This is a genomic window from Enterobacter cloacae complex sp. 309I3 (assembly GCF_050031595.1).
Lineage (GTDB): Bacteria > Pseudomonadota > Gammaproteobacteria > Enterobacterales > Enterobacteriaceae > Enterobacter > Enterobacter cloacae.
Genome location: NZ_JBLGWI010000003.1, coordinates 1 through 19,100, shown reverse-complemented (window position 1 = coordinate 19,100; position 19,100 = coordinate 1). Strand labels below are relative to the sequence as shown.

Annotated in this window: 26 protein-coding genes and 1 pseudogene; 4 read left to right on the top strand and 23 right to left on the bottom strand. The window is 43.2% G+C overall.

Annotated features, from left to right (window positions below; genetic code table 11):
• Positions 1 to 2 precede the first annotated feature (2 nt).
• The 19 genes and pseudogenes from ACQG22_RS24675 to ACQG22_RS24585 form a co-directional block, all read right to left on the bottom strand.
• Positions 3 to 731, bottom strand: a complete 729-nt coding sequence (locus ACQG22_RS24675; RefSeq protein WP_004199085.1) for a virB8 family protein — start codon at positions 729 to 731, stop codon at positions 3 to 5.
• 194 nt (positions 732 to 925) lie between these two features.
• Complete coding sequence (locus ACQG22_RS24670) at positions 926 to 1,981, bottom strand: type IV secretion system protein (protein WP_000235886.1); 1,056 nt, start codon at positions 1,979 to 1,981, stop codon at positions 926 to 928.
• A gap of 11 nt (positions 1,982 to 1,992) precedes the next feature.
• Positions 1,993 to 2,250, bottom strand: a complete 258-nt coding sequence (locus tag ACQG22_RS24665) for an EexN family lipoprotein (RefSeq protein WP_000759841.1) — start codon at positions 2,248 to 2,250, stop codon at positions 1,993 to 1,995.
• Positions 2,251 to 2,259: 9 nt separating this feature from the next.
• Complete coding sequence (locus tag ACQG22_RS24660; protein ID WP_000716326.1) at positions 2,260 to 3,030, bottom strand: type IV secretion system protein; 771 nt, start codon at positions 3,028 to 3,030, stop codon at positions 2,260 to 2,262.
• Positions 3,031 to 3,039: 9 nt separating this feature from the next.
• Positions 3,040 to 5,793: a VirB3 family type IV secretion system protein gene (locus tag ACQG22_RS24655; protein ID WP_015060057.1), complete on the bottom strand. Its 2,754-nt coding sequence runs from the start codon at positions 5,791 to 5,793 to the stop codon at positions 3,040 to 3,042.
• 24 nt (positions 5,794 to 5,817) lie between these two features.
• On the bottom strand, positions 5,818 to 6,108 hold the full coding sequence (locus ACQG22_RS24650) for a TrbC/VirB2 family protein (protein ID WP_000916156.1): 291 nt from the start codon (positions 6,106 to 6,108) through the stop codon (positions 5,818 to 5,820).
• Positions 6,092 to 6,736, bottom strand: a complete 645-nt coding sequence (locus tag ACQG22_RS24645; protein WP_000953538.1) for a lytic transglycosylase domain-containing protein — start codon at positions 6,734 to 6,736, stop codon at positions 6,092 to 6,094. Before ACQG22_RS24645 ends, ACQG22_RS24650 begins: the two co-directional genes overlap by 17 nt.
• A gap of 232 nt (positions 6,737 to 6,968) precedes the next feature.
• Positions 6,969 to 7,478 carry a transcription termination/antitermination NusG family protein gene (locus tag ACQG22_RS24640; protein ID WP_000455437.1) on the bottom strand — a complete coding sequence of 170 codons (510 nt, stop codon included), beginning with the start codon at positions 7,476 to 7,478 and terminating at the stop codon, positions 6,969 to 6,971.
• Between the two features lie 352 nt (positions 7,479 to 7,830).
• A complete protein-coding gene (mobP1, locus tag ACQG22_RS24635; RefSeq protein ID WP_004199101.1) occupies positions 7,831 to 8,991 on the bottom strand; it encodes a MobP1 family relaxase in 1,161 nt (386 codons plus the stop codon).
• A 2-nt stretch (positions 8,992 to 8,993) separates the two neighbouring features.
• The gene (gene ddp1, locus ACQG22_RS24630; RefSeq protein WP_001348698.1) at positions 8,994 to 9,539 is read right to left on the bottom strand and encodes a DNA distortion polypeptide 1; all 546 of its coding nucleotides are present in this window, start codon (positions 9,537 to 9,539) and stop codon (positions 8,994 to 8,996) included.
• A gap of 340 nt (positions 9,540 to 9,879) precedes the next feature.
• Positions 9,880 to 10,137, bottom strand: a complete 258-nt coding sequence (locus tag ACQG22_RS24625) for a hypothetical protein (protein ID WP_004199355.1) — start codon at positions 10,135 to 10,137, stop codon at positions 9,880 to 9,882.
• Positions 10,134 to 10,298, bottom strand: a complete 165-nt coding sequence (locus ACQG22_RS24620; RefSeq protein ID WP_000004083.1) for a hypothetical protein — start codon at positions 10,296 to 10,298, stop codon at positions 10,134 to 10,136. Before ACQG22_RS24620 ends, ACQG22_RS24625 begins: the two co-directional genes overlap by 4 nt.
• 74 nt (positions 10,299 to 10,372) lie before the next feature.
• Positions 10,373 to 10,711, bottom strand: a complete 339-nt coding sequence (locus ACQG22_RS24615) for a hypothetical protein (protein WP_001099725.1) — start codon at positions 10,709 to 10,711, stop codon at positions 10,373 to 10,375.
• A gap of 93 nt (positions 10,712 to 10,804) precedes the next feature.
• Positions 10,805 to 11,047, bottom strand: a complete 243-nt coding sequence (locus ACQG22_RS24610) for a hypothetical protein (protein WP_000008707.1) — start codon at positions 11,045 to 11,047, stop codon at positions 10,805 to 10,807.
• The gene (locus ACQG22_RS24605; RefSeq protein ID WP_001006717.1) at positions 11,037 to 11,306 is read right to left on the bottom strand and encodes a hypothetical protein; all 270 of its coding nucleotides are present in this window, start codon (positions 11,304 to 11,306) and stop codon (positions 11,037 to 11,039) included. Before ACQG22_RS24605 ends, ACQG22_RS24610 begins: the two co-directional genes overlap by 11 nt.
• Positions 11,307 to 11,314: 8 nt before the next feature.
• The gene (locus ACQG22_RS24600; protein ID WP_000662998.1) at positions 11,315 to 11,866 is read right to left on the bottom strand and encodes a hypothetical protein; all 552 of its coding nucleotides are present in this window, start codon (positions 11,864 to 11,866) and stop codon (positions 11,315 to 11,317) included.
• 59 nt (positions 11,867 to 11,925) lie between these two features.
• Positions 11,926 to 12,162: a hypothetical protein gene (locus ACQG22_RS24595; RefSeq protein WP_000792381.1), complete on the bottom strand. Its 237-nt coding sequence runs from the start codon at positions 12,160 to 12,162 to the stop codon at positions 11,926 to 11,928.
• Between the two features lie 58 nt (positions 12,163 to 12,220).
• Positions 12,221 to 12,736 (bottom strand): DnaJ domain-containing protein, encoded by a 516-nt coding sequence (locus tag ACQG22_RS24590; RefSeq protein WP_001025390.1) that lies wholly within the window; start codon positions 12,734 to 12,736, stop codon positions 12,221 to 12,223.
• Positions 12,737 to 13,325: 589 nt separating this feature from the next.
• Positions 13,326 to 13,478 (bottom strand): annotated as a pseudogene (locus tag ACQG22_RS24585) (DNA-binding protein); the annotation flags it as partial.
• A gap of 610 nt (positions 13,479 to 14,088) precedes the next feature.
• On the opposite strand from ACQG22_RS24585, the gene ACQG22_RS24580 reads away from it, so the two are divergent.
• From ACQG22_RS24580 to ddp1 (ACQG22_RS24570), 3 genes are all read left to right on the top strand, one after another.
• Positions 14,089 to 15,102, top strand: coding sequence for a replication initiation protein (locus ACQG22_RS24580; RefSeq protein ID WP_001348704.1), 1,014 nt, complete (start codon positions 14,089 to 14,091; stop codon positions 15,100 to 15,102).
• A gap of 8 nt (positions 15,103 to 15,110) precedes the next feature.
• Positions 15,111 to 15,554, top strand: coding sequence for a hypothetical protein (locus ACQG22_RS24575; RefSeq protein ID WP_001074369.1), 444 nt, complete (start codon positions 15,111 to 15,113; stop codon positions 15,552 to 15,554).
• A gap of 187 nt (positions 15,555 to 15,741) precedes the next feature.
• On the top strand, positions 15,742 to 16,095 hold the full coding sequence (gene ddp1 / locus ACQG22_RS24570; protein WP_000877224.1) for a DNA distortion polypeptide 3: 354 nt from the start codon (positions 15,742 to 15,744) through the stop codon (positions 16,093 to 16,095).
• 20 nt (positions 16,096 to 16,115) lie between these two features.
• Here ddp1 (ACQG22_RS24570) and ACQG22_RS24565 read toward each other — a convergent pair whose 3' ends face one another.
• The 4 genes from ACQG22_RS24565 to ACQG22_RS24550 form a co-directional block, all read right to left on the bottom strand.
• Positions 16,116 to 16,400, bottom strand: a complete 285-nt coding sequence (locus ACQG22_RS24565; RefSeq protein ID WP_001043731.1) for a hypothetical protein — start codon at positions 16,398 to 16,400, stop codon at positions 16,116 to 16,118.
• 35 nt (positions 16,401 to 16,435) lie between these two features.
• Entirely contained in the window at positions 16,436 to 16,747 is a 312-nt protein-coding gene (locus ACQG22_RS24560) for a hypothetical protein (protein ID WP_000469598.1), read from the bottom strand.
• 205 nt (positions 16,748 to 16,952) lie between these two features.
• Positions 16,953 to 17,237, bottom strand: coding sequence for a hypothetical protein (locus tag ACQG22_RS24555; protein WP_001185481.1), 285 nt, complete (start codon positions 17,235 to 17,237; stop codon positions 16,953 to 16,955).
• A gap of 99 nt (positions 17,238 to 17,336) precedes the next feature.
• Entirely contained in the window at positions 17,337 to 17,999 is a 663-nt protein-coding gene (locus ACQG22_RS24550; protein ID WP_000516402.1) for a division plane positioning ATPase MipZ, read from the bottom strand.
• Positions 18,000 to 18,379: 380 nt separating this feature from the next.
• Between ACQG22_RS24550 and ACQG22_RS24545 the strand changes: the two genes are divergently transcribed.
• Positions 18,380 to 19,042: a recombinase family protein gene (locus tag ACQG22_RS24545; protein WP_001549893.1), complete on the top strand. Its 663-nt coding sequence runs from the start codon at positions 18,380 to 18,382 to the stop codon at positions 19,040 to 19,042.
• Positions 19,043 to 19,100 lie beyond the last annotated feature (58 nt).

Below are 19,100 nucleotides of genomic sequence, written 5' to 3'. Positions count from 1 at the left end.
TTTCACCCTTTCACTTCTTTATCGCGTACATAGCTCGTTACAACGAATTTAAGCGGGTTATTGTTTCGGTCACCCGATGCCATTTCGACCTGTGGTTCAATACGGTAGGTCAACCGGACGTTCCAGTATTCATAATCATCCTGGCCTGTCGCGACATTTCGAATGGTTAATTTAAACCGGATATATGCTCCCATATCCTTATCATCGCGCCGGGATGACGGACTGATAATCACGGACGGATTATCCTGAACAGATGCGGTTTTTTCCGCTTTATTATAAATAACCTTTGGTGACTGGTTGCCGTTGATTAAAGCGTTGTAATCCGTCGCCACATTCTCAGCGCTGTATAACAGAACATAATCATAATCATGCTGGAGACTGAAATAGTTATACCCTTCACGACGCTTCACATACTGAGTAATGAAGTATTTCGCCAGCGCTTCATTTTCAGAGAGGTTTTCTTTTTTAACAGAAGTCAGTCTTTCAGCAACGCCAGTGACACCATTAATAAGATAAGCTTCGACAACCGTACTCTTTAACGGTAGCGCTCCATTCAGTGCCAGCAGAGACAACACACCTACGGCAATTCCTGCAATACCACCGAATTTATAAATGCGGTTCATTTTCTCCTGCATCAATACATTTTTCTCTTCAAAAGTAGTTGAAGAGTCTGTTACTTCTTTTTTCTTGTTAAAACCGGGAAGTTTTAATCCTGAGAGTTTAAACCCCATTGCGCATTACCTCTGCTGAATTAACAGGTTCGCTTTTTCCGGATACCGGAGGTTGTTTATGTGACGCCTGGCATCCGACAAGGCAAAGCGTCACGATAGCCGTGATAAGTAGTTTCATAATGTGAGAACCTAAATAGAGGAGTGAATATTTACTGCGGAATACTCAGAGTTGACAGATTTAAATAATAAATCGGTTAACCTCCATATTTCTTTTTCGCCGCATCTATCGCAGCCTGGCGAAGCCTCTTAGCGCCAATATTAACGCCCTGCCCGGTCAGATTCCCCAACTTACCGGATACACCAGGAGACTGGTTGAACCCTCCATCCTGACGGCGAACGCCTTTCCATGCGCCAATCCCTGCATTTTTACCCATACCAAGCAGATTACGCCCCATACGGGAAGCGCCGAACACGCCAGCACCAATCCCCATTGCGGCTGCCCCTTGCATCGCGCCTTCAACACCTACCCCTGCGAGCTGGGAAGCATAGGTTTTGGCTTGCCAGATAATCCAGGCCATAAATGCACCTGCAACCCCGGCCTGAGCACCTGTTGATATCAGATTTAATTCATCTGCGTTAGCTATCGAGATTGTCAGAATGCCATTAAGGAACGTCATTCCCGCTTTAATTGCCAGTCCACAAAACAAGAATATGAAGCATGAGCTAAATATTAACTGAAGCCAGCTATTAAACATCTGCCTTAAAAAACCAAATGAAAGACAAATAATAAACAACGGCGCGGTAATAGTAAGTATCTTAATAGTAACTTCGGCGGCGAGATAAACTATTGAAGTTAGCAATAATGCAATTATCCCTCCAGCATATGTTAATAAAGATGCGATTGCCCCATCTGTTTTCACATACTTCGAAGTATCTTTGGACATAAGATATGCAGCTACCTGCTGAACTTTCTCCCAAAGCTCGTCAACCCATTTCCAAGGATCACCTCCTGCAAATGTTTCCTTCAGCCCATCAATGGCCTGAGTTGCACTATCTAACCACCCCCCCATATTTTTGACAAAAACAAGAATTAACCAGAATCGACATAGATTCCATAAAAAATCCTGCACTGCGGTTTTTTGCTTCCCAACTATTGTGGTATAAGCATACCACAATATATAAATGGAAATACCATACTTACCCAACTGAGACGCTATTGAAGAAAAGTTATCTAACTGACCAGTCAAAGACTGGTCAAGAGTTTTAACAATAACGTCATGAGCGGCCTGGAAATACCTAGAAGTTGCCATAGTGGCTCCTTTTAACTTCCATCTTTACCCAATACATTTTTGAATGCATCTTTATAGTCAACATGCTTAGGATGTAATTGCTTATACCTAAACAAACCTTCCTTAGCGTTTTTACAATTTTCGCTATCACTCCCAGACTTTTTGCATTCAGCTACTTTTTTCGTTGCATCGTCTACGTGAGACTGCCACCAGTCTACAGATTTAACCTCTTCACACCCGGTAAGAAAGAATGTAAGCCCCAACGCCGCAACTAATCCATATTTTTTCAAAATGCCCCCTCAGTTCATTTCATAACTCTGCTGCTCAAATGCTGCCTTATAATCAACAACTGGAGTTTCTTTATTAACAGCCCCTAATTGTTTCTCCTGGAAAGCAGCCTGTAACATTTTCTCCTTGTATTCTGCAAGATCGCGCTGCTTATCGCGATACATTTCATACTGAAATTTGAGCTTGTTAAATTTCAGGCTTGCCAGAGATACAGCGTTTGTCGCGTCCTGCGTGGCTTTCGTGTCCTGGGCGTTCTTCACCTGGTCGATAAGGTCGGCCATTTCCTGATTATCTTCACGCAGTTTACTTTCCAGCTTATTGCCGTACTCGATCCCCGCCAGTTGGGACAGGAACGAGGCTTCACAGCCCCGCACCAGGTCGCCCGTATATCCCAGCCCCTTACAGGTGTTTGTCACCTTATAATCGGCCAGTAGTGATCTGGCTTGCTCAGACAGGGTGGCTTCCGGGTTCTTAATGTAATCATCAATGAAGGAGTTCCCCTGGTCGTAAATATTCTCCAGCTCCTTACTGACAGATTGCGCAGACTGCACCAGTCCCTGAACATCACGAATGCCCGTTTTGGTCAGCAGCTCCTGCTTATAGGCATTAATCTGTTTCTGGTAGTGGTTCACGGTGTCCTGCCACTGTTTGAGGCGTTCTGTCCAGCGCTGCGCTTCGACAGCCCATTCAGGGTTTGCATCAATGGCAACGGGAACACCAGCCTGAGCACCAGAAATAACCGTAACAGAGGCGATAAGTGCCGCAACGATATGCTTTTTCATAGGGATTCCTTAAATCAGGTTTGCACGTTCCAGATAGGTATCAAGCCACTCTTCCGGCTTCATACCCTCTTTCCAGATTTCATCGAACAGTTCAAGCTGGGGTTTCGATGCGCTGAGAACCGGTAGGTAATACGCCGCTTTTCCCAAATCCAGTCTTGCGAAAGCCGCAAAATCATCACTTTCCCCCTTCCTCTGTGGGTTTTTGACGACCAGGAACTGACGAGATAACGGGTCAATGGCTTTAATTTTGTCAAAATAAAGTTCTCTCACTTCCAACTCGTCTACGTACTCACTACGTTTCGCTTTGGGGTTCGCCAGATAAATATGTGTTGCGCACTGCTCACGAACGGCAGCCGCGATAGGTGATTTAATTAGTTCATCCGGCGATTGTGTCGCTACGACAAGCACCATATCCAGCTTACGCGCGGTTTTGAGTTTGTTATAAACAAAATCTCTGAACGCTTCGTTGTTAATCCATTGCCAGAACTCATCCATGTAGATAAGGAGTCGGCGGCCATCAGCCAGCATGGTGACACGGTAGATGAGATAGAATGAAGCGGCGCTGGAAAGTACTTTGTTATCCAGAAACTCCGTTCCGTCTATACCGAAAACGTCCAGGTTGTCCACATCAAACGTATCGTCCGGGTTATCAAACACCCAGCCAAATTCCCCTCCCTGCACCCAGGCATTCAGGCGTGCTTTAAGCCCATGCCGCCGGGTTTCAGTATCATCAGGCTCCAGAATGAGTGGTCGCAACTTACTGATCGGATAAGAGCGGTTTGACCTCTGCATCAGGCGCTCAACGGCATCAGAAATCAGGCGGTTCTGGTAATCATCAAGCGGCTCACTGTTAAGCGTACAAAGTAGCCTCACCAGGTCTTTCATAAAGGAAATATTTCGTTTGGTTGGTGGCAAAGCCGCAGGGTTCCAGCCAGTCGGCTCTCCTTCTTTCACCCGAAAGTAAGCACCTCCCATTGAACGTATACCGGGTTCCGCTGCCCGATCTTTGTCGAAAAATACTGTAGTTAACTTCTTTAATTTCCTCTCAGGTGGAAAAGACTCCGGCGTTCCGAACTGCTGGGCGGCGAAAGCCTTAGTCATCATCACTACCGTTTTACCCACGTTTGACGTACCAAGAATTTCGGTATGCCCCAGCGTGGGGTTTTTACCGAAGTAATTTTGATGCTCGGTAGTCATGTGATAGTTCAGGTTATAAATATCATTTCCTGAGCCGCCCAGGGTGATAAGGTTGTTACCCCAGGTATTTCCTTTCTCCTTGCCCGTAAAGAAATTATGGAAGCTTTCCATTTCGGCAAAGTTCAGACTGCTGATAGAACTCAGGCGTGGCCGTAACGTGTAGTTACCAGGTAACTGAGCAAAATACGCTGCGCCAAGACTCAAGGTTGAATAGGTTACGATCAGCCCTAAATCCTCCAGGGTCGTCGTTACAATATTGGTGTCCTTCACCAGACGCTCCGGCGAATCTGCGTAAACAATCAGTGTCTGGTGACTTTTCCCGAAAGAAATATAGCCGCTGGAGACCATATCGAGACCAACTTTCAAATCAGCGAGCAAGGATTTAGCGGCATCATCGGTCATTTCGAGTTTGTCGATCTGATCATCCAGCGCCTTGATTGCAGACTGCTTGTCTATCGGAGTTAAAGAGGAAGTCTGTACATACTCAACCGGGAGATACATCAGTGCATCAAAAATTCCGGCATCCGTTTCCTGAAAGTAGTCCTTGATCTCGATGCAACGAAAGTACCGGGCATGGTCAGAGGCAGTGATTTGTCCAGCATCGTTACCAAAGAACAGGTCTTTACCACCCAGGTATGTATAAAACGGACTATTGGTGACTCTGACTTTCTGCCAGCGCCCGGATAGCAGTTTCTGGAACAGCGTAAGCTGTTCTGAATAAACTATATTATTTTCTTCATATAACCCAAGACGACGGGAATGAAACCGGGAGAGATAGGTGCTCAATCTGCCACATATTTCATTCATATCATTAATGGGTTCTTCGAAGATATTTTTATTACCCTTTTTCCTTGAAAGAAAATGCGTCACTTTATCTTCAGCGCTGAACGGTTTATAGCATACGGTTAAGTATAATTTGTTTTCAAAATACTCAGCCGCCGAAAGCGATTCGTAATAATCGTTCATCACTCTGTTGACGAATGGGATCTTGCTGTCAAATACAGGTCGCACTTCTTTTCTAACCCGAATACGATGCGTATAAAAGGTAACGGGTTTCCCATCAAAACTACGTATCAGCGTATTGAGCTGGTCAGTAAGCAAGGCTAGATCCGCTTCATCTACACATTCAAAATAAGCTCCGTCAATCTGCCAGGTCGCCAGTAGATCATGGTTTCTGGTAACAATGAGGTTATCAGTGATGTGTGATGAATACGGGATTAACTCTTCAAGAGAAGACTGGTCTTTAAGCTTCATAAAATTGTCCACTTTCGATATATCGACTGCGTCGTACGAACTCCCCGCATAATGGACGGCATTGAAGCGCTTGTTTGCCAGAGGATTACCTTTGATTTGCATTCGCAGATAAAGCAGGTCAAAAAAGCGTTCATCTATCTTCGTAACTCGCTTGATGGCATACCAGCCAGGGAGGATGAGGGCATACATAGCCTCATGAATCCAGACACCAAGCAAAACGCAGATAACGCACATTCCAAGAAAGGGGTAGAGCGGAACGCCCAGCCCCCTAATCAAAGCGGGGCGTGTCAGCCCTTTAAAAACGGTACTCATTTTTACGCCCCCTTTTATTACATATTACGCTAACCAGTCAGGCAGATATGGCGCAACAATAAAGATGATAATCCCGATAATTAAAGGCGTAATCCACGCTGCATGCTGGCGTGAGAAGATAGCGATATAACCAATTACCAGCGCAATGATGGTGATTGCTGGCTTACGGATATCCGTCAGAAAATCGATAATCTTCTGCAAGAAGCCAGTTGTTTTAGTGGATACATCATCAGCAAAGGCGGGTTCTGCTACACAAAGCATCAATGCAGCCATAAATACAGAAAGAGTTAAATAACGTTTATTGAGTTTTAACATCGTTTGTTTCCTTTTCATCTAAAACAGTGCCACGCATGGCATATTGGGGATATACGGTAACTTCTTTAGGTTTGATACTCTGTGTTACATTCTCCTTTCTGATTGCATCTTTAACTGAAGGAACCACCCAGTTTTTTTTGTTATCAGGCGGATTAAACCCTATGCGCTGTATATAACTGGTGTTATTAAAATCTGATTCAGGTTTAGTTCCTGTTTCTGGATTGCCGGAATAATAGCAACTCAGGCCACGTAAAATATCGCCACCACGTTTATAACAATCCACCAAAATTTGCTCTGAAACCTTGAGATTTTCGCAGGGGTCAAACATTTTCTCAGCGGTTGTATTGAAGTTTGCAAAATTCGTACTCGTTATTTGCATAAGACCGACTGAGTAACGATGATTTCGTGATTCAATTTGATTTACGATCTGGAGTGCAGCCTCCTTAGTTTTGGGAAAGTAGGACACTACGCCTTTGTCACCGGGCTTACGTTCAACCTTCGGTATTATCTCGGCAATAGCATATGGGTTAAAACCAGATTCAACCCTTGCAACTTCATGCGCAGTATCGGGATGAACGCTGGCCGCGCATTGCAAAGCAAGCGCCGCAAAAGCAGTAGTAGATAACATGATTTTCTCCCGGCCAGAACAGCGCGGAAAGTTTAGACTGAATGGTTAGTCATCGAAGTCGTCATCGTCTTCATCGTCTTCGTTTATCAGCTCCTCAATAGCCTGGCTGGAATATTTTTTTATGAGGTACTGGACAACACCAGAGCTTGAAATACGTCGCCCCCTGCGATAGCCAATCTCCAGAGCAATTTTATCCAGTTCCTCACGAGAAGCTGAGGGCAGGTAGAGTGTATTACGTTGGGGCTTGCGTCTCGTTGCGGTTTTTTTTCGGGTAGCAGTCATTTTTCTTCCGTTTCATTTTGTGGGTTAAGCTTCTCTCTGTGATGTAGTGGATGAAAGCCATACTTCTTTGCTGCGGATTATCCATGAGTAGAATTTCAGCAAAATCGTGTGGAATTGATTTCCTTAAAAGATTTGCCTGAGCTGTTGTATGTGATTGTCTGTACAAAAGCTCCGCCATCACATCTTCTGGTACAGGTAAAGGCTCACCGCCAAATGAGATAAAGCGTTGTACGTAAGGGATAGCAGTTATTGTAGTGGAATGAACCTCTTCAAAATCTGCCTGGATAAAAAGATAACCGGGAAAAAGCGGCAAACGTCTTTCTCGATATGAAATTATCTTATCCGGGCGACGATACCTTTCAGTCTCCATAGGACAGAAGTAAGAGAAGTTCAGGCGTTCGAGATGAGCAAAAACTGCTGCAAATCTCGTAGTGGTGAATTGCAAAACATACCATTCCATAGTTTTTCCTTTCAGGCGCTCTCTCGACTCGGATGACCCCGAATCAGAGAAAAAAAACAAAAGGACAAATTTACATCTCATAAAAACTTTATCAGCTACATGTGCTGCGTTCAACCACACAAGCAGATCTTTAGATCGCATTTACGACACATTTCATTTTGTTTGTGCTTGTATTTTATTTATATCTAGATACATATGCTATTTGATAACAAAAAAGCAGATCGATTGATCACCATGCGCTTATTTTATAGTCAAGTTAACTAAATTTTTTACCGCTAGTTACTTTTTACAAAAACTCTGCTAACAAGATAAATAAATCGATCTTAATCAATAAGTTACCGGAGAGTATGAATTATCCTAAACGAATTCCGATTTTCACTTTCTGTTCGCTTTGAATCATCGACTGTTTTATTTGCGAGAAATTTCTCATCTGGAGTTGCTGTTTCTTAATCATCTCCGCGCTGTTCAGCACCAGCTCTTTACTGGATGAAGAGATTCTGTCTATGCCCTTAACCCCCAGGTTCTCTAGCTGCCACTCATTCCTGTGTGCAGTCTTCCAGCCATGCTGTACACCGTTCTTATCAAGTGCAGGGATTTTCACCTCCTTTTGTCCTAACTTCTTCAGCTTAACAAGATCACCTTTCTTAACGTTCTCGCGAGTGGTTAACTCACCAAAATCAGCCCCCCAATATGTTTTCTCCACGCCCTTGTTCAGTGTCTTAAGCTTTATGAAATGCTGCTTTGGTTTGGTTTTATCGTTCTGATAATGGTCGTAGCCAACATCAACAACCTCATAAACGCCCTTCTGTCGTTTTGGCGCTGTTTTGTGCGCATCTTTAATAGACTGGTTAAGTCCATGCTGCTGCTTATGAGTGGCTTTAACGTCATAGCCCTTCATCTTCAGCTCTTCACAAAAACCTGTACGAATTTCCCGTAAATCTTTTTTCCTGATATCAGCTCGTTTACCGTCATTATCACGAATACGAAAAACGACATGCACGTGTGGATGTTCTTTTTTGTCGTTATGATAGCCAAGCACAAAACGATGATTTGGGTACTTCTTGTTCATCGTTTTCCTGACAGACTCAAGCAGATCTTCAGGTTTTACCTTTGCTGATACAGGCGGTGAAAACACAATATTTTGGGTTACTTTTTTATTTTCCTTACCTTTATCATCGAAAACATTTTGAGGGTCATTAGCACGATCTATCATGTGCTCTTTAGCCTCCTGAATCTCATCACCTTTCCATACCTGACCGCTTTCACTCATCACTGGCAGCTCTGACTCCCGGCTCATATAGTCAATACTGTTTCGAACTCCCTGCCGGGTAATCGCACCTCCTGAGATTTTGACAACAACCTCCTTACTGGCACCCTTGCGGTTGATACGTTCCTGAACGTTGCGTTGATAGTTTTTACCACCATTTTTAACTTTATGGGCGAAAGCAGACTTGCGGCCAGCTTCAGAGGACTTACGCTTAACCCTGAATTCCTTGTCAACATAAACGCCCATGATTACACCTCAACCTTGTTAGAAACAGTTCGCCCTTTGCATAACATAATGTAGTTTTCAAACTCACTTTTGAGACTCATTATCTCTGAACTCAACCGCTCAGCGTCCTGATAGAACCCATCTTTATCAAGTACTCTGGCATTATCATTAACGATAATATAATGAAAGTTTCGCCCTATTTTATCTATTGCATTACGGCAACGATTCATCACCAGAAGTTCCTGATCGAAAAAATCAAGTTCATTTTCAAGTGTCGTCTGGATTCGATAACGACATTCTCTGGATAAATTCCAGCCATGACGATGAGCCGCTTTCTCTATTAAAGTTCTTTGTTTCCCTGTCAAATACATTGTGGTTTTGATAAAATCATCATTGTCTTTTGACACATTAACATCTTCATTTTTAACCTTGCTTTTCAGTAAAGCATTGGCAAGCAGCTTCATTCCTTTTGCCACGGTTAAACCCGGTTCATCTGGATAAAGTGTTTTAAGACAATCAAGTAGATCATCATGTTGGCTTTCTTCAATCCTGAATTGAACTTTTTTCATAAAACTCTCCAACAAGAACCGACTGTAGGTCACCGGGCAAACGTTGCGGAATGGCGTCAGAGACGTCATTTTGCGGCGTTTGCCCTATCCTGCATCGCAGTGAACTACCTCCACACATAAATTGTGCTTCAGCGTCCATCGAAATGCAAAAAATGAAAGGCTATCGTGGCTGTGATCTGGTGCGTCTGCGACCGGAGACAACGGATTCGCGGCTAACTTGGGCGGAAATAAATTCGCTACGCGAATGGCCTGGCAGGGGGCGCGAGCGCTGTTTTACGGAATATACAAAAAAAGCACCTCCCGTAAACGGGAGGGCTTCGGCGATTCAGGAACGGGAATTTTATTCTGCCTCTGGTGTGTCGCCTTCCATGCCCTGCCGGGCATCATGGAGCCAGCGGCGGAGGTTACTCATTCTTTCCCGGTTTGCCCGGCTGGGACTTTTTCCCCTGTTACCGCTTAGTATACTCCAGACTCTTAACCCGGCCTCGTTAGTCCAGTGCAATACAATTTCCCCTTTGCTGTTAAATCCCAGCGAAAACCGGACAGCTCCCCGCCTCTGTTCTGCACTGATAAAATCTAAAAACTCCTGTTTTTTCATAGCACCTCCTGTTTTTCTATCAGTGCTTTTGTTTCTTTCTTTTCCAGGGCTTTTCTGAGTAATGCCATGTACTCAGGAAAAGCAGAGAATGGCATCAAGGGAAAAACCGGACGCCCACCCTTTTCAACAGTCTGTATTGCTGATAACATGCGTTCCGACATTTTATATTCCTCGCGAGGGAATTGAGTGTCACGGTATCAGGTTGCCTCCACAACCTGATACCACCCCTAATTGATTAACTCCGCAGTTCTCTTATCGCTTCATTTTTGGCTTCCTCCAGTTCTTTAAGGGTATATGCGAAATTCTTCCAGTTAATTACTTCGTTTATAACCTCAGATTTACTTAAACCACACTCATTAAACCAAAAGTTAATATTTTTCTTGAGGGAATTTTTCGCCGTCAGTTCCTCGGACAACAATTCACTAACAGACGTGATAACATAACCACGACCGCGATTTTTATCTTCGAAAGAATGAACGGCAAGGAAGAGAGTTTCTGAATGGACAAAAGCAGAGCAGGTGATTTTTTCTTTCTTAGTGTTTAAAGCCTGGAAAGTGATAACATACGTGTTCATTTTAGTCTCCCGCCCGTTTGGGCTACTGGATCATGGTAAGGAACTATTCCCGACCTACAAATAAATTATACCATCATATGATGGTAATGCAATTTATTTAGTCACTTTATCCTGATTTTTTTCTCTCTTAACGAGCTGGTAATCTGGATGTTCATCAGCCAGGAGCAAAAGTAATTCATACGTACCAGCGGCTAAACCACGAGACGTTTTACCGGATGTTTCTTTGGCTTGCCAGGCTGATAACGTAAAACCAAACCGTTCAGCGGCTTCCTGCTGCGTAAAGCCAGCTTTAATACGTGCTTGTTTCACCTCTTCAGGTGTTGGCTTAAAACTCATGATTTTGTACCTTCACAATAGTATCTGTATAGAATTTCAATAAAATTGGATCATCAATTTCATCTTTAACGTTCGAGAATTCTTCGTAATAAAATGATTTTTGGAAAACAATCTTTTTAGTTGTTTTTTTATCCGCTTCTTTAGAGCGTACCTTCATCAGTTTTTCAAGTTCAATAAACAAACGTGTTGCATCTTCAGACACAACAATCCTGTATGTTACATTACCTTTGTTTTTCCTGTCGCTCAGGACTTCATTCATTTTTTGCCTCATAGCTGTTTAATAAACCCCGCTACCTTTATGAGCTGATCTACACTCAGGCCACGAATTACCATTTCATATCCGTCGCCCCGTTCTGATACGTTACCATCTAACCCATTCTCAACTTTAAACCCGGTCAATGTCCCATGCCAGCTTTCAAGATGCACTAAACGAGATAGCATTCCTTTCAGGATCAGTTTTTTCTCGCGTTTTTGCTGTAACTGTTGTTCATACTCTCGCGCCATATCTACATTATCTAAAGCATCCGACAGGATTTTCTTTTCAATATCGGCGGCGATTTCTACAGGGTTACGCTCTGGCGATACTGTGCAAGTATGGTAAGGACTTCTCCAGCTGCGACTATCTACGCTTCCAATGATAACTAACCTTCCTTTCTCCATTCGAATATGTATAGAGTAATTTTTAAAATCAGGTGAGGTTAGCTTAATCCTGTACTGGCAATCATCGAGCAGATTTACACGCCAGCCGTTCCCCAGGATTCGACAAACGATTTCAAACACCGGTTTATACCGTTCAAAGAAATTTTTCTGTTCTTTCATCGATTCAGCCTTTTGAACTCAATAAAAAAGCCGTAAATCGAATTACGGCAGTTTTAAGACTATTCATCAAAGTGTCCATCATCACTTGCAGCTTCCTGGGCTTCGCATTCCTGCTGATATGCTTCTTCCTTCGCAAAAAGATGCGCCCATCCTTCTGCGTTTAAGCCACGGTGCAAGACTGAACCATTTTCATTGCATTCTTTGGCTGTAACTTCGATCTCATCCGGGCAAATGTAGGCTCCGTAACTTTCAAAAATGTTTATCAGCTCCGCTTCCGTTATGGTCTTGTTTTTCATCAACGTGTCTCCGAATCAATCTTTGCCATGTTCTAGGGGGCTTTCGCCCCCATTCCGGTTATGCGCTTGCTTCTACACGTGTCCAGCCTGACGCCTTACGTTTACCCGCTGTACCATACATTTCACGAATTTCTTCAATGCTGTGTTCTTTACGGTTCCAGCGGCTTTTGTGTTCTTCAGGACGGTAAAACCATTGTTTTTTCTTAGATGCCCACTTACAGCCCATTTCCTTTAAAATGTCTTTGTGTTCTTTAGTTTCTCCGCTAATCCAGACCCAATTACCAATAACTTCATAGACAATCCCTGTAAGGCCGGAAAGCGTATTCAGAACTTTTTCCAGATCTTCACCGTAGTTGTAACGTGCGTTTTCATCAGTGCTTTGAAACTGATTGATTTTATCAATGTTAGCCATGAGAAAATCAAACGCAGCATTTACTGCTTTCATCAGCTCGGCACCCAATGGATTGCGGTCTGGATGATATTTTAAAGCCGCTTTTTTGTATGCCGCCTTGATGTCCTTTTCAGTCAGATCACCGGATAAACCAAAAACGTTTAATGCTTCCTGAATATTCATTTTTCGCTCCCGCCCGTGTGGGCTTCTGGAATCTGGCAGGGAACCATTCCCAACCAACAAATTCATTATACCATCAAATGATGGTTATGGAATCATTTTTAATGCTTTACATTGTAAAGATTACATAAAGATGTATATTGCTTTACCGCGCATGAAGGGATTTCCGAAAGAGGCGCGAACTGTAGTTACATAATGCGCTGTCGTAACATCGCGCCGGAGACGTTCGCCAGGACTGGCGAACCAACAAGCCCGAATGAGAGCGATAACCCCCCTCACCCCTGCCAGGCCAATTTCTGACTATCAGACGATGTTTAGCCTGTCGCAGTTAGCGCGTGAGCTTGCGAACGGTACGCCGGGTCAGTGTGAAACACTGGCGCGGGGCGCTGTATCTGCGCGTTATGAGATGCGTTAGCAGCGAATTACGGGGCGGGTTGCTGAAACCGATTGATGCCTGACAGCAAAAAATGAATCCGGGCGCCAGCTGCTGCACGAAAATTGCCAGCAAAAAACACTTGGCCATCCTCGCCGGTCGTGAAATTTTGCTGGCGTAAGAAATAATCCCCCCGGTATGAGGGGCTTGTCTGAAAGGTTAGTGGTTGGGCTTACTGAGAGTGAACTGTAACCCGGCTACTGCTGCAAGCTGTGCAAGTGTTGTGATGGTCGGGTTTCCGTTCGGGGATAATGCGCGGTAGATACTCTGACGAGCAAGGCCGGATTTTTTGGCCGCCTCTGTTATACCCCCTGATTAGGGATCAGGTTAAAAACGAGCTGTATGACGTTCTAAGCGCATTTTACCCGCTCCGTTGAACCATGACCGGGTTAAAGCGGTTAAAACGCCTCTGAGGGCTTTTGAGAGCATTTAAGAATTGGATCGGAAAAGGATCCCGTCTGGATCTTTTAGAGAGATTACACCGCTCGCCGCAGCCGAACGACAGGGCGAAGCCCGCGAGTGAGCGAGGAAGCGGAATTTCCACGGGGTTTCAATAGAGCACTTACGCGCTAAGGTTAATATTTGCTCAATTTTTGGTGGTGCAGTGCTCAGGGAGGCCAGACGGATCTATCCTCTGGATTTATGCTGAGTTATCCACAGACGCTGTGCATTAAAAGCCTTATATTTTCTTCTTGATCTTAAAAACTTAAAAACTTAGCTCGCTTCAATTACCTGAAAATTATGGAAAAAAATTGCTAAAGGTGAGAGGATTTTTCACGTAAGGTGAGAGGATTTTTCACGTAAGGTGAGAAGATTTTTAAGTTAAGGTAGTTAGATTTTTCACTAAAGATGAGAGGATTTTTCACGTAAGGTGAGAAGATTTTTAACGGTTTCCACAGTTTGACTGAACATCAAGTGAAACATGCGGTTGTTGCTATCTTTAGATATGAAGATCCTCAGATCTTCATATCTAAAGGTGAGAGGTTTTTTAATTAAAGGTTGTATTGTTGTCTTGAATTACAACCTTTGTGGGGTTATGATTTGCCTACATAGGAAAGGTTATATGAGGCTTATCGTGAAGACAGTAACGGGATTAACGAAAGTTAGACATAGAAATGAAGTTGGGGTAACTCTTGCATCCCTTTCCCTTTCAGCAAAAAGAGTGCTTTTTCTGGCTCTTTGCCAGATTGATACAAAGGAAATGTTAGATGATGATATTTTGGAGGTTGATGCTGACTTTTTTTCAAAAGCTACTTCTTTAGATAAATATGCCTCTTATGCAGCTCTGAAAGAGGGAGCTAAAGTTCTTTCTTCAACTACGTTAGTTTTAAACAGAGATGATTTAAAAAATTTGGCTGATGAACTTGGGATACTATCATCTAAGAATAAAATACCTGATCGCTTGGATTTAAACTTAACAGAATTCTGTGCCTATTACGATCATCTTGCAACTGTACGGATAAAATTCACAAATACAGCTAAGCGATATTTTTCTAAGTTGATTGGTTCTGAAAATAGATATACCACTCAGGTATTGAAATCAGTTGTGTTGTTGAACAGTGTAAACTCAACAAACCTTTATCAAGTCATTAGGAAATATTACAGTCAGAATAGTTCAAAAAAATCTTTTGATATATCCGTGGATGATTTAAAAGAGGAAATGGGACTTTATACTATTGAGGAAGGGGAGAAGAAATATAAGTATCCTAAATACTCATTTTTTGTTCGTGATGTTATCAATAAAAGCATTAATGAGATAATTGAGAAAACGGAAATAAATCAGTTATCTTTCTCTGTTGTTGGGAAAAAAGGGAGAATGGCTCACATGCTTAGATTTGAGTTTAGTATAAATGAAAAATCCTCATCCTTTTCGGAAGATGATATGGCATTTTTAGAGGAGTTTGACAAAGTCGTTCCACCAAAAAAGAATAAGTGAGGCAAAACATGGCTAAAATATATGAGTTTCCGCAGGGAGCCGAACGAAGTAAGCTGAAAAAAGAAATCATCCGGGAACGTAAAAAACGATTGCGAGAAACGAACGGTAACCCGGTTATCCGGCACGCTAAATGGTTCTGGTTTTATCTACGTCTTGCTACGGCTGGCGCACTGCATTTAGTCTCTGTTATTTCTCTGGCAGTCCTGGGGGCTTTCAGTAAAGCTATTTTCTGGATTGGTGGAATGCTCTGTGTTGTTACATGGTTCCACCTTGAGCGCCAGTTCTGGACGCCGCAAAATTTCACGATTCCAGTAATCGTAACGCTGTGGGGATTGAGTTTGTTTGCCACTCCCCTGATGGAGCTGCTTAACAAAAAAATGCCGTGGTATCGTCTTCTGGTTCCTGATGCAAAGCACACTAGCACTGAGGCAACCAATGATGATCAGCCGTGAAGCAACAATGTTATCCAGTCGGCTTGCAGTGCTTCTTTCAGCCTTTTATCATCGGTTAATCATAGCGCACGAGGCGAGTTCTTTTCACTGCGATGCAGGATAGGGCAAACGCCGCAAAATGACGTCTCTGACGCCATTCCGCAACGTTTGCCCGGTGACCTACAGTCGGTTCTTGTTGGAGAGAGTTATGAAATATCAGGTTAAAGAGTTTATTAACGAAAAATATTCTAAGGCTGTTAATATTTTAAAGGATAACCTTAAAGAACACTACCATATTTTTTATGGTTTGAGATTAAGTGAGATTCTTTTTCCTGCCAGCGAATACGGCTCTGAAATGTTTTTTCAGGAGTTTGAAGCGATTAACAGTGTAATATTGCCTTTGGTGATTTTTGATTTGATAGACCGAAAGCCGATTATGGTTATCGGCTTCGGTGAAGTATGTGGAGTTGATTCACTTGTTGATTCTGGTATAGAAGTTGTTTCTTTAGACGGTTTAAGCGATCTGCTACTGGTTGAAAAACTGACGCCATTATTTAACTAAACCTCTGGATAACTATCTTTTCAGTTTTCCAGTAAGATTTTTTCTATATCTGAAAGCACTATTTTTTCAATGCTTTCTATATAGTAATGCTCATTAAAACCTGTCATTTCTGTAAATTTTAGCTCTGCATCATCTTTCGAATAAGCAATAACAACTCTGAAATCATTTTCCCACAAATCCCACCTGTATTTGTCTTTTATACGAACCCTGTACAATCCTTTTTGGATAGTGCCATCTTTTTTCTCTTCCTGTACTTTTTTTAATTTTTCATTTTGCACCTGTTGTTCAAGCCATGATTTATTCATAAATCCCCCACGGTTAACGTCTTTAGGCTCGGTTTTTACTTAACGAAATCTTCCGGTTTTACACCTGTTTTTACCTTCATATACTTGCCCTCCCCCCTTAGCTTCGGCTGAAGTTCGGTAAAGTACCATCCGGCAACGGTAATAATGCCTAAAAATACAAAAATAGCAGGCTTCAGAACATCAATAGCTGATACAGCGCATAACTCAATATTGAGATTAGTACAAGTTCCCTCATCAGGTGCATAGAACCCCCATAAGCCTATACCTATAAGGAACATCCCCAATATCGGTTGGATGTATAACAAGTAGATATTAATAAGAGTTTTAATATATCTGAATATGAACATTTTTCTTTCCTTAGGTTTCTTTCTATTTTGGATTTCCAATTCTTAACCAATGTGATGGTTCGACAATCCATTCTCCGCAGTCATAGGCAACGGCCTTATTATGCCTGTTAGCGAACCATACTAACCAGGCTAATAATCGCTGATTGCCGCTGTATTTGGTTTATCTCTAACCATCACAACATATCTCTTTTTCTTAGCCATAACGCTACCCTAATTTTGCAGATTCAAGCAGCCAGTGGTTTTTCAGGTTCTCGTCCAGGTTATCGAATGCGGCCAGCGCTGCCTTTAGAACGGTTGTCTTGCTCTGGCCTGTTCTCTGCGCCTCCGCTTCCAGGATCTCCTCAAAGTACGCTGGCAGTCTGAAGTTCATCAACTTTGGTTTACCCGCTACAGGCGCTCTGGTAGCGCCGGAGATAAAACGCGCGGTTTCTGCGTTTGTTGCTGGTTGCTGAGATTCATCGATGTTCGGGCGGTTTAGTTTTAAAGCCATGAAAATTTCCCCTTGTACGGTATGCATTAATTGTAAATATCATAGTATCTTTATGGTGTATTTACAATGTAAAGATTTCGATGAATATTGTTGATATTTCTATAAAATGCCAATTTCCTGTGCCACAAGTTCAATCTGTGCTTTCGCTGTTGAAAGGCTCGATGCCCGGCTAACGTCATGTACCCCTGCCCCTTCATTACAGGCGCTTTCATACACATCCAGCTCGGATATCCGGGTTTTCAGAGGTTGAATCCAGATGTTGTCCGAACGCAGTAATTTATCCAGATCAATGGCCGCTTTTCTGTGGCGGGGTTTCGCTGAGTTGATTCTGGTGAACAGCACCCACGGTTCCAGAGCTGCGTTAGCTTTCTGAGCGGTGCGGATTTTCTCTGTAACACTGGTCAGTGTTTCGCTTTCGAAATCAGAGGACGGCTTAACCAGTGTCACCACGATATCTGATACTGTCAGGGCGCTACGGAACTCCTGGCTGTCGTGGCCGGGGCAATCGACAATGAGAACTTCACACAGCTTACTAAGGCGCTTAATTTCGTTGCTGACGTTTCCGTAAGCTGCGTGAACCGGGATAGTGAGTAAGCCGTTATCTGTCCGCTTTTCGTTCCAGCTCAACAGATCGTGGTTTTTATCTGTCTTCAGGATAATTACCGACTTACCTTTGTTGACCAGCATTGAGCCTGTGTTAGCCACGTAGGTGCTTTTGCCTACCCCACCTTTATCTGATACGACAAGCAAGATTTTACCCATTTCAGAATCCCTCTCTTTATGTTGTAAAGCTCATGTAAAGATATGAATGTCTTTACATGGTGTGTTTTTCGTAAAGATACTTTTGTCTTTACAGTGTCTTTATAATGCAATGGCTTTACCATGTAAAGCACAAATAAAGATATATTTATCTTTATGGTGTCTTTACATGGTAAATGTTGCTGTGTCTTTATGTGCGCTTTATGGTGTAAATCTTGGTGTGTCTTTACATCATCTTTATGTTGTAAATTTTTAGTGTGACGTTGTCACTATAGGGCTGGGGTCTGTTTGCTGGTTCTTTTTGAGTGTGCCTTCCCTGAACCAACTGAAATGGGTACTGTATGGGTGTGTCTGGTTAACTCAAAATGAACTGGTTCCCTATAATGACTCAAACAGTACCGAAAGGCTTTGTCAGAGCTTACTTACGCGCATCCACGACTGAACAGGATGCAACACGCGCCCTGGACACGATAAATACCTTCGCCATCGAGCGCGGCCTGAGCATCTGTAACTACTACATTGAAAATGAATCAGGTTCTAAGCTTGAACGCCCTGAGTTGTTCCGGCTCCTGAAAGATTGTCAGCAAAACGATATCTTGCTGGTAGAGGATGTGGACAGGCTTTCACGCCTGGTAGGGGAGGACTGGAACACACTGAAGAAAATGATCCGGCAGAAAGATATCCGGGTTGTGGCCGTCAACGTTCCGACAACCTGGCTCGCATCGGGTCACAATGATTTTGACAGCCGAATGTTTTCGGCCATAAACGATATGTTGCTGGATATGCTGGCCGCCGTCGCCAGGCGAGACTATGAACAGCGCCGGGAACGGCAGCAGCAGGGGATCGCCAGGGCGAAAAGGGAAGGGAAGTATAAAGGCCGCCAGGTTAATCAGTCTCGCTATGACGCCATAAACAGGCTGATTGCGAGCGGCAGCTCCTGGAGCCAGATTCAAAAAGTGCTGGGTTGTAGCCGGGCGACTATCAGCAAAGCTGTGAAGCAACAGACCGTTAACAAAATGAACCATGAACCTGAAGGTAGGGAGTAGTTACAACATAATAAACAGTGTGTTGAAGAATAAAACTGATTCTTTATACTGTATATGC